The sequence below is a fragment of the Pseudomonas sp. PMCC200344 genome (genome assembly GCF_030053095.1).
Lineage (GTDB): Bacteria > Pseudomonadota > Gammaproteobacteria > Pseudomonadales > Pseudomonadaceae > Aquipseudomonas > Aquipseudomonas svalbardensis.
In genome coordinates, this window is the sequence record NZ_CP125618.1 from 3,063,928 (window position 1) to 3,077,565 (window position 13,638).

At 61.3% G+C, this 13,638-nt stretch carries 9 protein-coding genes and 1 tRNA gene; 3 read left to right on the plus strand and 7 right to left on the minus strand.

The annotated features are described in order from the left end of the window. The first annotated feature begins 362 nt into the window (after positions 1-362). The 3 genes from phbB (at position 363) to phaC (ending at position 4,145) form a co-directional block, all read left to right on the plus strand. Positions 363-1,109 carry an acetoacetyl-CoA reductase gene (gene phbB / locus QFW87_RS13835; protein WP_283180339.1) on the plus strand — a complete coding sequence of 249 codons (747 nt, stop codon included), beginning with the start codon at positions 363-365 and terminating at the stop codon, positions 1,107-1,109. Positions 1,110-1,166: 57 nt separating this feature from the next. Beyond that, positions 1,167-2,345 carry an acetyl-CoA C-acetyltransferase gene (locus QFW87_RS13840; RefSeq protein ID WP_283190784.1) on the plus strand — a complete coding sequence of 393 codons (1,179 nt, stop codon included), beginning with the start codon at positions 1,167-1,169 and terminating at the stop codon, positions 2,343-2,345. 96 nt (positions 2,346-2,441) lie between these two features. Next, the gene (gene phaC / locus QFW87_RS13845) at positions 2,442-4,145 is read left to right on the plus strand and encodes a class I poly(R)-hydroxyalkanoic acid synthase (RefSeq protein ID WP_283190785.1); all 1,704 of its coding nucleotides are present in this window, start codon (positions 2,442-2,444) and stop codon (positions 4,143-4,145) included. 309 nt (positions 4,146-4,454) lie between these two features. Here phaC and QFW87_RS13850 read toward each other — a convergent pair. The 7 genes from QFW87_RS13850 to fdnG form a co-directional block, all read right to left on the minus strand. Continuing rightward, positions 4,455-4,550, minus strand: a tRNA-Sec gene (locus QFW87_RS13850). A 6-nt stretch (positions 4,551-4,556) separates the two neighbouring features. Further along, a complete protein-coding gene (gene selB / locus QFW87_RS13855; protein WP_283190786.1) occupies positions 4,557-6,464 on the minus strand; it encodes a selenocysteine-specific translation elongation factor in 1,908 nt (635 codons plus the stop codon). After that, positions 6,461-7,885: an L-seryl-tRNA(Sec) selenium transferase gene (gene selA / locus QFW87_RS13860; protein ID WP_283190787.1), complete on the minus strand. Its 1,425-nt coding sequence runs from the start codon at positions 7,883-7,885 to the stop codon at positions 6,461-6,463. Before selA ends, selB begins: the two co-directional genes overlap by 4 nt. A gap of 77 nt (positions 7,886-7,962) precedes the next feature. Beyond that, positions 7,963-8,889, minus strand: a complete 927-nt coding sequence (fdhE, locus tag QFW87_RS13865; RefSeq protein WP_283190788.1) for a formate dehydrogenase accessory protein FdhE — start codon at positions 8,887-8,889, stop codon at positions 7,963-7,965. Positions 8,890-8,893: 4 nt separating this feature from the next. Continuing rightward, on the minus strand, positions 8,894-9,547 hold the full coding sequence (locus QFW87_RS13870) for a formate dehydrogenase subunit gamma (RefSeq protein ID WP_283190789.1): 654 nt from the start codon (positions 9,545-9,547) through the stop codon (positions 8,894-8,896). Continuing rightward, complete coding sequence (gene fdxH, locus QFW87_RS13875) at positions 9,544-10,479, minus strand: formate dehydrogenase subunit beta (protein WP_283190790.1); 936 nt, start codon at positions 10,477-10,479, stop codon at positions 9,544-9,546. The genes QFW87_RS13870 and fdxH overlap by 4 nt, the downstream gene beginning before the upstream one ends. Next, the gene (fdnG, locus tag QFW87_RS13880; RefSeq protein WP_283190791.1) at positions 10,480-13,545 is read right to left on the minus strand and encodes a formate dehydrogenase-N subunit alpha; all 3,066 of its coding nucleotides are present in this window, start codon (positions 13,543-13,545) and stop codon (positions 10,480-10,482) included. Positions 13,546-13,638 lie beyond the last annotated feature (93 nt).

A 13,638-nucleotide genomic window follows, 5' to 3' on the forward strand; every position in this document is an offset into this window, starting at 1 on the left:
ATCCCAGTATAGGTAATCCTCACTTTTAGCCACTCTTTCAGACCATTCGTCACCCTGTAGCAGCTGCCGAGCACCGCGAGGCTGCGTTCGAGGACGAAGTCCTCGCAAATCCTGGGTACGCGGTTTTCCTGAAAGAGCGCTGTGTCTGGTTTTACGACGGCTACGCCGCCGAACGCAGCCTCGCGGGCTCGGCAGCTGCTACACGCGGCTTGGCGATGACAAAGGCAGTGAACAGTTCAATTTCATTCCGTGCATGGCACCGTTGGACACCAGACAGTCACCTCTCAACACTTCCGCACACCCCGCCAATACCGAACAATCCACCCATCTTGCAGCGCAAAACACAAAAAGGAAGAGAGTGTATGAAGTCGCTTAGTCGTATTGCGTTGGTCACGGGTGGCATGGGTGGGATTGGCACTGCGATAAGCCAGCGCCTGTACAAGGAAGGATTCAAGGTCATCGTGGGCTGCAGCTCTGACTCCGCCCGCAAGAACGAATGGATGGCGAGCCAACTGGAGGCGGGTTATCAATTCGAATTCATCTATGGCGACATCACCGATTGGGAATCAACGCGCAAAGCGTTCGAGATGGCACGTGAGCAATTCGGCCCGATTGATGTCTTGGTCAACAACGCCGGCATCACGCGTGATGCGTCCTTTCGCAAGCTGACGCCCGAAGACTGGAACGCGGTCATCGGCACCAACCTGAGCGGCCTGTTCAACACCACCAAACAGGTGATTGAAGGGATGTTGGCCAAGGGTTGGGGACGGGTCATCAACATCTCCTCGATCAACGGTCAGCGCGGCCAGTTCGGCCAGACCAACTACAGCGCGGCCAAAGCCGGCATCCATGGCTTCACCATGGCACTGGCCCGGGAAGTGTCCGGCAAGGGCGTGACCGTCAACACCGTCTCCCCAGGTTACATCCAGACCAGCATGACCGCGGCCATCCGCCCGGACATCCTCGACACCATGATCGCGGCCACACCGGTCGGGCGTCTCGGCCAACCTGAAGAAATCGCCTCCATCGTGGCCTGGCTGGCTTCCGATGAATCGGCCTATAGCACCGGGGCTGATTTCTCGGTCAACGGCGGCATGAACATGCAGTAGACCTGTCAGGGCATGGATGCCCTGCTTTCGCTCGACAAAATCTTAATGAGGTCACGCATGAACGAAGTCGTAATCGTTGCCGCTACTCGTACCGCCATTGGCAGTTTTCAAGGTGCCTTGTCCGCGATTCCAGCCACCGAGCTGGGCGCGGCGGTCATTCGCCGTCTGCTGGAAGAGACCGGTCTGGACGGCTCGCAGATCGATGAAGTGATCCTCGGCCAGGTACTCACCGCGGGCTCGGGGCAAAACCCGGCACGCCAGACGGCAATCAAGGCCGGCCTGCCCCATACCACCCCTGCCCTGACCCTGAACAAGGTCTGCGGCTCGGGCCTCAAGGCTGTCCAGCTGGCGGTCCAGGCCATCCGTTGCGGCGACGCCGAACTCATCATTGCCGGCGGCCAGGAAAACATGAGCCTGGCGCCGTATGTGTTGCCCAAGGCCCGCACCGGTTTGCGCCTGGGTCATGCGCAACTGCAAGACAGCGTGATTCAGGACGGTTTGTGGGACGCTTTCAACGACTACCACATGGGCATCACCGCCGAGAACCTGGCGCAGAAGTACAGCCTCAGTCGCGAAGACCAGGACGCTTTCGCCGCGGCCTCGCAACAGAAAGCCGCTGCAGCCATCGAAGCGGGTTACTTCAAGCGTGAAATCACCCCGATCCTGATCCCTCAGCGCAAGGGTGAGCCGCTGGTCTTCGACACTGATGAACAGCCGCGTCCAGACAGCACACTGCAGGCGCTGGGTAACCTCAAACCCGCGTTCCAGAAAAACGGCAGCGTGACCGCCGGCAACTCGTCGACCCTCAACGACGGCGCCGCCGTGCTGTTGCTGGCCAGCGCCGCCAAGGCCCAGGCCCTCGGCTTGCCGGTGTTGGCACGCATCAAGGCTTACGCCAGCGCTGGCGTGGACCCGTCGATCATGGGCATCGGCCCGGTGCCGGCCACCCGTCTGGCCTTGACCAAAGCCGGCTGGAGTCTGGACGACCTCGACCTGATCGAAGCCAATGAAGCGTTCGCCGCGCAATCACTGGCCGTCGGCAAGGAACTGGGTTGGGACACCAGCAAAGTCAACGTCAACGGTGGCGCAATTGCCCTGGGTCATCCGATCGGTGCATCGGGTGCGCGGATTCTGGTGTCGCTGTTGCACGAGCTGATTCGTCGCGACGGCAAAAAAGGCCTGGCCACGTTGTGCATCGGTGGCGGCCAAGGCGTCAGCCTGGTCATCGAGCGCTAGAAACACAGGAGTGTTTGCTTAAGTTGCTGACGCGGCACCGAAGTCCGGCGCCGCGGTTTTTTTCGGCCCGGTTTACGGATGTGGGCAAGGAGTTCCATGGACAATAACGCGCATACCTTCAACACCTTCTGGTCAGGCCAGGTTCCGTTCATTGCCTCCTTTGCAGTGCAACAATTACGTCTCTGGGTCAGTAGCAATCCGTGGTTTACCGGCCAGGCCTACAACGAGTGGTTTGACCTGCCGCGCGGTACCCTGGACAGCCTTCAATCGGATTACCAACAGCAATGGGGCGACCTCGGCCAGCGTCTGCTGACCGGTCAGCCATTCAGCTTCGACGATCGACGTTTTTCCAGCGGCAACTGGAGCCAGCCTCTGTTCGGCTCGCTCGCAGCGTTTTACCTGCTCAACGCAGGGTTTCTGCTGAAGCTGCTGGACACGTTAGCGATCCCGGACAAAAAGCCGCGCCAACGCCTGCTCTATCTGGTGGAACAAGCCATCGCTGCCGGGGCGCCCAGCAACTTTCTGGCCAGTAACCCCGATGCACTGCAACGTGTCGTCGATACCCAGGGCAGCAGCCTCCTCTCCGGCCTGTTGCACCTGGCCAGCGACCTGCAAGAAGGCAAGATGCGCCAGTGCGACGCCGGTGCATTCAAAGTCGGTGTTGACCTCGCCAACACCCCGGGCGAAGTGGTGTTCGAGAACGAACTCTTCCAGCTGATTCAGTATTACCCGCAAAGCGAAACCCAGTACCGGCGCCCGGTGTTTGTCGTGCCACCGTCGATCAACAAGTACTACATTCTCGACCTGCGCCCGGACAACTCGATGGTTGCCCATCTGTTGAAACAAGGGCACCCGGTGTTTCTGATGTCGTGGCGTAACTTCGACCAGGAACACGCCGGCACCACTTGGGATGACTTGATCGAAACCGGCATCATCAAAGGCCTGCAAGTGACCCGCGAGATCAGCGGCGAGCAGCGGCCCAATTGCGTCGGTTTCTGCATCGGCGGCACCTTGCTGAGTTCGGCGCTGGCCGTCCTGGCGGCGCGCGGTGACCGCGAAATTGGCAGCGTGAGCCTGTTGACCACCTTCCTCGATTACCTTGATACCGGCCCCATCGACATCTTCGTCGACGAACAATTGGTGGCCTACCGCGAGCGCACCATCGGCGGCCAGGATGGCCCCATCGGCCTGTTCAAGGGCGAGGACATGGGCAATACCTTCTCGCTGCTGCGTCCCAACGACTTGTGGTGGAACTACAACGTCGACAAATACCTCAAGGGCCAGAAACCGATCCCCCTCGACCTGCTGTTCTGGAACAACGACAGCACCAACCTCCCGGGTCCGATGTACTGCTGGTATTTGCGCCACACCTACCTGCAGAACGACCTGAAATCCGGTGAGCTGGACTGTTGCGGGGTCAAGCTGGACCTGCGCGCCATCGATGCTCCGGCATACATCCTCGCCACCCATGACGATCACATCGTGCCGTGGAGAAGCGCTTACGCCAGCACCGAGTTGCTCTCCGGGACCAAGCGTTTTGTCCTGGGCGCATCAGGGCATATCGCCGGGGTGATCAACCCGCCGGCCAAGGAAAAACGTCACTACTGGACCAACAACCGGGTCACCAAAAACCCGGAAACCTGGTTCAAGAACGCCCAGCAACATTCCGGTAGCTGGTGGAATGACTGGTTCGTCTGGCTGGCTGAACAGTCCGGCGAACGCCAGCCCTCGGTGCTGCACACCGGTAACGCGCAATACCCGGCGATCGAGTCGGCACCGGGGCGTTATGTGATGCAGTGATCGACAACCCCGCGCGAAAAACTCAAGCGCTGTGGTAATGCCATTTCAGCAACAACGCCTGTCTTGTAGCAGCTGTCGAGCTTGCGAGGCTGCGTCCGACTGCGAAGCAGTCGTAAACCCTGTGTATGCGGTGCGTCTGACGCACCGCATTGTCTGACCTTATGGCTGCTACGCAGCCGGACGCAGCCTCGCAGGCTCGACAGCTGCTACAGAACTGGACGGGGCGCAAGTCCCTTCGCCACAGAGGATCTGTGACTACTCTGCGGGGCGAGTCGAACCAGTGCTTGGTTCAGCCAGCATGATTAAAAATGGCGGAAGGCAGCCGGAGTCGAACCTGCCCGGGAACGGATGCCGTCCCCAACCGGGTTTGAAGCCCGGCCGCGCCACCGGGCGCGATTGCCTTCCTTGAAGTCAGTGGTCGGTGCGTTGAGCCAAGGCATTGTCGAGGCGGATATGGCGCTTGTCGCCAAACCGTCGCGTCAGGCCGATCCGGTCGAAGTATTCGAGAATCTGGATGCTGCGCTTGCGACCCAGGCCCACTGCATCACGAAACGCCGTGACCTGAATCACCGGGTTTTGCGCGGCCAGTTGCACAAGCATAGCCGCCAATCGGCGGATCATCGTGTCGGTGTAGAACAGGTCACGGACGACTTGATGCACCAATCCCAACCTCGCCATTTTGCACAGCAGCAAGCGCACGACCGCCTCGTCATGGTCAAGGTTGCGCACCCAGGGCGGATCAAATCCAGCCTGTTCGAACAACGGTTGCAAGTGTTGCCACAGGGTTTCGTCGTCTTCGCTCAAACGCACCTGATGATCGGGCAAATGCAGCCATGGCCCGCTGGCGGCAATCGCACCGCTGGCGAGTAATTCGTCGAGCAGACTGATGAATGTCGGACGGTCCAGCGCTGTGCCGGTGAACCGGCGCAGGCGATCCCGGTCCGGGCCCATTTGATCCGGTTCCAGTTGGTGAAAACGTGCGAGGTGTTCCAGCAACGGTGCTTTCAGTGCTTCCCAGCGGACCGCACTGAACAGCAACGGACCTTGGCGGGTGTTGATCAGGCGCACGTCATCGGGCAAAACCCACGTGTTGCGGGGGCGGTTGAACTGACGCTCTAGACGCTGCGGGTCAAGCCCGATGTCGCTGTTGGCCAATAACGCCGGCAGGCTGTCTTCCAACTGATTGCCTGTGGCGAGGGCTTGTAACTGCGCCAACCGTTCGGGGCTTCGGCGTTGTCGGGTCGGTGCAAACGGGTCGAGCACCCGCGCGCCACCGAGGGTGCGTTGGGCGCTCTGGTCACGCAGGATCAACGGATCGCCCTTCACGGCCTGCACCGGCGTATTCAGCAGCAGTTGCGCGAACATCCGTTCACCCGGCGCCAGGCGGGTGCCTTCCAGCAACGCCACCCGCCCGGTCACGTCCTGAGTCCCCACGTGAACGTGCACGGGTTGAAAGTGCTCGAAGGCTTTGGGTTCGCTGGCTAACAATTGCAGGTCGACATCCACTCGCTGGGTCGGCGCGTATAACCACTCGGCCAGCAACCAGTGGCCGCGATGAATCTGCTCCAGGGCCAAGCGTTCGGCACTCAGGTTCAACGCGACTCGCTGTCCGGCCATTGCGATCTCGGCAGCCTGATTCTGCGCATGCAGGCCGCGCACACGCACGGGTTTGCCCTGCGGGCCGAGCACCAGCGTATCGCCCACCACCACCAGGCCGGACAACGCAGTGCCGGTCACCACGATGCCTACGCCCGCCACGTTGAAGGCACGATCAATCGCCAGGCGAAAACCGCCGGTGGTGCTGCGTTGAAGGACTTCACGTTGCGCCGCGAGCAAAGCCTGTCGCAGGGTCACGATGCCTTCCCCGGTCACACTCGACAGCGCAATCTGCGGCGCGTTGGCATAGGGTCCCGGGGCCAGCAATGTCTGGATCTGTTCGCGAACGGCTTGCACTCTGGACGGGTCGACGCGGTCGCATTTGCTGATTGCCACCAGCGCCCGAGGGATTCCCAACAATTCAACGATGGCCAGGTGCTCGCGGGTCTGGGGCATGACGCCGTCGTCCGCCGCGACCACCAGCAACACCAGATCAATGCCCTGAGCCCCCGCCAGCATGTTGTGGGTGAAGCGCTCATGACCGGGCACGTCGATAAAACCGGTCAGGGGCGCTTGCGGCTCCAGCGCCGCGTAAAGGTAGCCGAGGTCGATGGTCATGCCGCGTTCACGTTCTTCCCGGCGACGGTCGCCTACCTGGCCGGTCAGGGCCTGGAGCAAGGCAGTCTTGCCGTGGTCGATGTGCCCGGCGGTGCCGACGATCACTCTATGGCTCCTGCAATTTGATCAAGTTGCGCCAACCACGCCGGCTCATCGTCCAGTTGCCGCAGATCCAGCCACAACGCATCGTCATCAATGCGCCCGAGCACCGGAATCGGCAACGCACGCAGGGCCGCTTCCAGACCGTGCAGCCGCCGTCCGCGAAGACGCTTGGACGCGTGCGGTCGCAGGCATAACGCCGCACTCGGCAAGCGCGCCACCGGTTGGCTGCCGCTGCCGATCATGCCCAGTGCAGGGGCTGCGCTGACGCTCCAGCCGTCGCCCAAGACTTTGGCCAGCGAGGGTTGCAGGCGCTCGGCCTGGGCGAGGATGTCTGCTTGGGGCCGGGTCAGCAGGCGCAAACTCGGCAGCCGCTCGGCCAGTCGATCAGGATCGCGGTACAGACCCAACACCGCTTCGAGGGCGGCCAGGGTCAGTTTATCGACCCGCAAGGCGCGTTTGAGTGGATTCTTCTTGATCTTCGCGATCAGGTCTTTGCGGCCGACAATCAACCCGGCCTGGGGGCCACCCAGTAGTTTGTCGCCGCTGAAGGTGACGATATCTGCACCATCGATCAGCGCCTGGCGCACCGTCGGTTCGGCGGGCAAGCCCCAGCGCGTCAGGTCCAGCAGGCTGCCGCTGCCGAGGTCTTCAAGCAACGGCAAGCCGTGTTTATGCGCGAGTTTCGCCAACTCGGCGGTCGGCACCCGAGCGGTGAAGCCTTCGATGTTGTAGTTGCTCGCATGGACGCGCATCACCAAACCGCTACGGGGGCCGATGGCCGCCTCGTAATCGCGGGCATGGGTGCGATTGGTGGTGCCGACTTCGTGGAGCCTGACCCCGGCTCTCGCCATGATGTCGGGAATGCGGAAGGCGCCACCGATTTCGATCAGTTCGCCCCGGGAAATGATGCCTTCCTTGCGCGCGCCCAGGCTGTTGAGCATCAGCAACACCGCAGCGGCGTTGTTGTTGACCACCGTCACCGCCTCGGCGCCGGTCAGCTCGCGGATCAGGCCTTCGATCAGATCATCACGGTCGCCGCGCTTGCCGCTGTGCAGGTCGAATTCCAGGTTGAGCGGATAACGGGCCGCCCTCTGCACGGCTTCGATGGCTTCCTCCGGCAACAACGCTCGCCCCAGATTGGTGTGCAGCACGGTGCCGGTGAGGTTGAACACCCGGCGCACGTGACTGCAATGCTGAGTGGCCAAGCGTTCACCCGCTCTGCCGGCTAACGCTTCGGGCGCGATTTCAATAGCGTCGAGTTGCCCTGAAAGAACCGGTTCACGCAAGTCATCGAGCAATTGCCGCAAATTGGCCAGCAACGCGTCACGCCCATAACGCTCGGCCAGCGGTTGGCAGGCGGGATGGCGCAACAGACTGTCGATGGAAGGCAGCCGCTGCGTTTGGCTGGCGGGTCTGTTGGACATCAGGCGCTCCTGATTACGAATGACCGTAGCGCCTGAGTGTAGCCGCTGAGTTTAAAGGGAAAACTCAAAGGGGTAGCTCAGCCACCTCCGGGTGCCAGCAGAAGGTTAGGCGCCGGACGCTGGTAGCCTTCCTGCTCCAGACGCATGTCCAGCAGCAGGCTGGTCAGGTCGGTCGAGAGCGCTTCTGCCTCGGCGTCGTTTTCCAGGTAAAGCAGCTTCAGGTAGCTGCGGCAGCCGGGGCAGACCTCCGCGCGTAACGGTGCCTGATTGGCGGCGTGGCGGTCGTCATCGAGGCTGACGTATTCAAGGCCTTTGCTCTGTTCGCAATACACGCATTTGACCCGCACCACATGCCATTCGCAGGCACACAGCGAGCACACCAGATACCGCAAGCCGTTGTACTTGCCGCGATGGCGAATCACGCCGGCCATGGCCGGCGAACCGCAGGCCGGGCATTGGCTGAGACTGTCGCCGGGGTTCAGCGCAAGGTCCGCTGTACTCAGTAACCATTGACTCCAGGCCACCTGCAACGCCGCGCCGAGAAACGGCACCACGGCGGCGGGCAGCAAGGCGAACTGGCCGCTGACCAGCGCAATCGCCCAGGCCTTGAGTTGCCCGATGTTGGCACGGCGCAAGGTCGCCACGGCTTTTTCCACGGCAGGTTGCGGCGGTGGCTGGTAACGCTGCAATAGCGCTTCGAGGAACGGCAACCAATGGTCCTCCCGCACCAGACTGTCAGCGGCGAACGGCGGCAAGCCGTGTTGCTGGCACACTCGCATACGTTCGGGATCGGGCATGGCGGCCACGGGCGGATCGTCCATCACACACTGCTGCACGTGGCACAGGCCGGTCACCAGCCGCAGGTAATCGGCCAGTGGATGGCCGTCGACCAGACGCTCCAGGCGCAAGGCGCGCAAGGTGAACAGGTTTTTCGGAGGCAGGTGCAGAAACGGCGGCGAACTCGCCGCCGCTTCGATCTCGCCAGGTTCAAGAATCGTCGCCAAGGGGTTATCCTTTTTTGCTGATCGGCCGGTCGGGATGCTCGTCGCGGGTCACTTCGCGGTACCAGAGTTCATGGTGTTTTTTCGCCCAGGCGCGGCTCACTCCGCCATGCACCATGGCGCTGACCGAACCCTTGATCCAGATGCCGGCGTAGATGTGAACAATGATGCTCAGCACCAGGATGAAACCCGCCAACGCATGCAGCAGCATCGCCCAACGAATGCTGGTGATGCCGAAGTACTCGCTGAAATACGCGCGCCAGATCACCAGCCCGCTGAACAGCAGCACCAGCATGCAAGCCAGTAAGGTCCAGAACAGCAGCTTCTGCCCAGGGTTGTACTTGCCGATGGGCGGCACGCCCTCCTCCTCGTTCTTGATCACCCGCCCGACTCGCCTCAGCCACAGCCGATCGTTGGTGATAAAGAAGTTCGCCCGAAAGAATTGAATCACCAATCCCAGGAACAGAACGAACATCACCACGCCCATGAACGGATGCAGGATGCGCGTCCACGGCCCACCGCCAAACAGGTTGCTGAGCCAGAACAGCGCCGGGTGGAACAACGCCAGCCCCGACAGTGCTGCCATGAAAAACAGGATCGCCACCAGCCAGTGATTGGTGCGCTGGTTTGATGTGTAGCGAAGGATCGGTTTGTCGTTCATGGCCTGTCCTCCCCCTTCGGATCATAGGTGTGCACCGATGGGTCGATTTCATGCACGGCGGGATCGAGGGTGGTCGGGTGTTCGTCCTCCTCGACCAGCTGCGGCCCGATGCGCACGTAGTGGAAGAACCCGGCCAGCACCGCCAAGCCCATCGCCAGCAACCCCAAGGGTTTACTCACGCCTTTCCACAGGTCCACCAGCGGACTGATGGTCGGTTGGTCTGGCAGGCCGGCATACAACCGGGGCTCATCGGCATGGTGCAGTACATACATCACGTGAGTACCGCCGACGCCACTCGGATCGTACAGACCCGCGTGTTCGAAGCCACGGCTCTTGAGGTCGACGATCCTTTCGGCCGCATGGTCTTTCATGTCGTCCTTGGTGCCGAACACAATGGCGCCCGTCGGGCAGGTTTTGACGCAGGCCGGCTCCAGCCCCACCGCCACCCGGTCCGAGCACAACGTGCATTTGTAGGCCTTGTGATCCTTTTGCGAGATTCGCGGGATATTGAACGGGCATCCGGTGATGCAATACCCGCAGCCGATGCAATGATCCTGGTCGAAATCGACGATGCCATTGGCATGCTTGATGATCGCCCCCGGACTCGGGCACGCCGCCAGGCAACCGGGCTCGGCGCAGTGCATGCAGCCGTCCTTGCGAATCAGCCATTCCAGATTGCCGGCGTCGGTTTCGTGCTCGGTGAAGCGCATCAAGGTCCAGGTATCTGCGCTCAGGTCTTGAGGGTTGTCGTAGGTGCCGAGGTTGTGGCCGACATCGTCGCGCAGCTCGTTCCATTCCGAACAGGCGACCTGACAAGCCTTGCAGCCAATGCACTTGGTGGTGTCGATCAGCTTGGCCACTTCCTCTTGATTGCGTACCGAGGACGGGACGGTCGTGGTGGCCGAACGGGCGATGATGTCTTGGCTGGCCATTTAGACTTTCTCCACGTTGACCAGGAATGACTTGGATTCCGGGGTCTGAGTGTTGCCATCGCCGAGAAACGGCACCAGGGTGTTGGTCAGGTAACCGTGGCGCGTGAGCCCGGTAAAGCCCCAGTGCAACGGGATACCGATCTGGTGCACCACCTGATTGTTGACCTGCAGCGGACGAATCCGCTTGGTCACCACCGCCACCGCTTCTATATGTCCGCGCTTGCAACTGACACGGACCCGGTCGCCGGCCACGATGCCTTTCTCCTTGGCCAACACTTCACCGATTTCGACGAACTGCTCGGGTTGGGAAATCGCGTTGAGCTTGCAATGCTTGCTCCAGAAGTGGAAATGCTCGGTCAGCCGGTAGCTGGTCGCGGCATACGGATAGTCCTTGGCCACGCCTAAGGAATCCCACACCGAATCGAAGATCCGTGCCGCCGGGTTGCTGGTGGCTTTCTTGTTTTCCGGGTGCAGCGGGTTGATGCCGATCGGCGTTTCGAACGGCTCGTAGTGCTCAGGGAATGGTCCTTCGTTCATCTTGTCGACGGCAAAGAACCGCGCCACGCCTTCGGGGTTCATGATGAACGGATTCATCCCGGCTTCCGGTGGCGAGTCGGCCTTGAAGTCCGGCACATCGGTGCCGCCCCAGACTTTGCCGTTCCACCACACCAGGCGTTTCTTCTCGTCCCACGGCTTGCCTTGCGGGTCGCACGAAGCGCGGTTGTAAAGAATCCGCCGGTTCGCCGGCCAGGCCCAGGCCCAGCCCTGGTGTTGCTTCATGCCGTACGGGTCGCTGTTGTCACGCCGGGCCATCTGGTTGCCCGCCTCAGTCCAGCTGCCACAGAAAATCCAGCAACCGGAAGCCGTACTGCCGTCGTCCTTGAGCAGGCCGAAACCGGCCAGTTGCGCATTGCCCTTGATCGCCGCGCCGGTAGCGTCGGTGAAATCCGTGGTGGCATAACCGTTGATTTCCTTGGCCAGTTCTTCCGGCGAAGGCTCTTCGGCGATTTTGTACGGCCAGGACAGTTTAAGGAGCGGCTCGGCATAAGCGCCGCCGTTGGCCTGGTAACGCTGGCGCAGACGGATGAACAGCTCGCTCATGATCCGCACATCGGTGCGCGCTTCACCAGGGCCGTCGGCGCCTTTCCAGTGCCATTGCAGCCAGCGGCTGCTGTTGACCAGCGAGCCATCTTCTTCGGCGAAACAGGTGGTGGGCAGGCGAATCACTTCGGTCTGAATGCCGGCAGTTTCGACGTCGTTGTATGGCCCGACATTGCGCCAGAACTCCGAGGTTTCGGTAGACAGCGGGTCCATCACCACCAGCCACTTCAGCTTGGCCAGTGCCGCCATCACCCGGTTTTTGTCAGGCAACGCGGCGATGGGGTTGAAGCCCTGGCACATGTAGCCGTTGACCTTGCCCTGGCCCATCAGGTCGAACACTTTGAGGATGTCGTAGTTGGGAATGTCCAGTTTCGGCAGATAGTCAAAAGCCCAACGGTTTTCGGGCGTGGCATTCGCGCCGTACCAGGCTTTCATCAGGCTGACGTGGAACTTGCTGTAGTTCTGCCAGTAGGACAACTGCCCCGGACGCAACGGTGGTTGCGTGCGTTTGGTGATATAGGCGGTGTAATCCTGCTCCGCATCGCCAGGCAGGGTCAGATACCCCGGCAGCGAATTGGACAGCAAGCCAAGGTCGGTCAGCCCCTGAATGTTGGAGTGCCCGCGCAAGGCATTGACGCCCCCGCCCGGCATGCCGACGTTGCCCAGCAGCAATTGCACCATGGCCGCGCTTCGAATGATCTGCGAACCGATCGAGTGCTGCGTCCAGCCCAGCGCGTAGAGAATCGTCATGGTCTTGCCCGGTTGCGAGCAGGTGGCGATTTCTTCCCAGATCTTCTGCATGGCATCGACTGGCATGCCACAAATCTGGCTAGCCAGTTCGATGGTGTAGCGGCTGTAATGCGTCTTCATCAATTGATAGACGCAGCGCGGGTCGTGCAGGGTCGGGTCGACTTCGACAAAGCCGTCCTCACCGATTTCATAACCCCAGCCGGACTTGTCCGTGTAGCTGCGTTTGGCTGCGTCGTAGCCGCTGAAGATCCCGTCCTCGAAGCCAAATCCGGCTTTGACGATGAAGGACACGTCGGTATAGGCGCGCACGTACTCGTGCTGGATTTTGTTTTTGGTCAGCAGGTAGTTGATCAGCCCGCCCATGAAGGCGATGTCGGTGCCGGTGCGAATCGGCGCGTAATAGTCGGCCACCGAGGCGGTCCGGGTAAAACGCGGATCGACCACGATCAAGCGGGCCTTGTTGTGTGCCTTGGCTTCGGTCACCCATTTGAAGCCGCACGGGTGCGCTTCTGCTGCGTTGCCGCCCATTACCAGGATCAGATTCGCGTTACCGATATCGGTCCAGGTATTGGTCATGGCACCACGGCCATATGTCGGGGCAAGACTTGCCACCGTCGGGCCGTGTCAGACACGCGCCTGGTTATCGAACCCCAGCATGCCGAGGCTGCGAATGACCTTGTGGGTGATGTAACCCGCTTCGTTGGACGCTGCCGAGGCCGCGAGAAAACCGGTGGTCAGCCAGCGGTTTACCGTTTGGCCCTGGGCATTCTTCTCGATGAAGTTGGCGTCGCGGTCGGCCTTCATCAGGTCGGCGACGCGATCGAGCGCTTCATCCCAGGAGATGCGCGTCCACTCGGTGGTGCCGGGTTTGCGCACCTCTGGGTATTGCAGGCGGCCGGGGCTGTGAATGAAGTCCAGCAAGCCGGCGCCTTTTGGGCACAGGGTGCCGCGGTTGACCGGGTGGTCGGCATCGCCTTCGATGTGGATGATGTTTTGCGCGACGTTCTTGGCAGCATCACCCTGGCTGTACATGATCACGCCGCAACCGACCGAGCAGTACGGGCAGGTGTTGCGCGTTTCATGGGTGTGGGCAAGCTTGAAGTGGCGCACCTGCTCGGCGAAGGCAGTCGCGGGGGCCATGCCCAGCGCGCCGAGGCTCGAGCCTGCAAGGCCGATACCAGCGACCTTGAAGAACTGACGACGGTTGAGGTCCATCGTGCACTCCTGTCAGGTGGAGACCCGGTAGTTTTGCCGGGTTTTTCTGGACAAACACGGTTGCGGCAGCCTGGCTGCCGACATTTAAAACTG

Bases quoted from the DNA above. Each gene is read 5' to 3' on its own strand.
- fdxH (WP_283190790.1), bottom strand. From the start codon at position 10,479: ATGGCCAGCCAAGACATCATCGCCCGTTCGGCCACCACGACCGTCCCG.
- QFW87_RS13870 (WP_283190789.1), bottom strand. From the start codon at position 9,547: ATGAACGACAAACCGATCCTTCGCTACACATCAAACCAGCGCACCAAT.
- QFW87_RS13840 (WP_283190784.1), top strand. From the start codon at position 1,167: ATGAACGAAGTCGTAATCGTTGCCGCTACTCGTACCGCCATTGGCAGT.
- phbB (WP_283180339.1), top strand. From the start codon at position 363: ATGAAGTCGCTTAGTCGTATTGCGTTGGTCACGGGTGGCATGGGTGGG.
- phaC (WP_283190785.1), top strand. From the start codon at position 2,442: ATGGACAATAACGCGCATACCTTCAACACCTTCTGGTCAGGCCAGGTT.
- selA (WP_283190787.1), bottom strand. From the start codon at position 7,885: ATGTCCAACAGACCCGCCAGCCAAACGCAGCGGCTGCCTTCCATCGAC.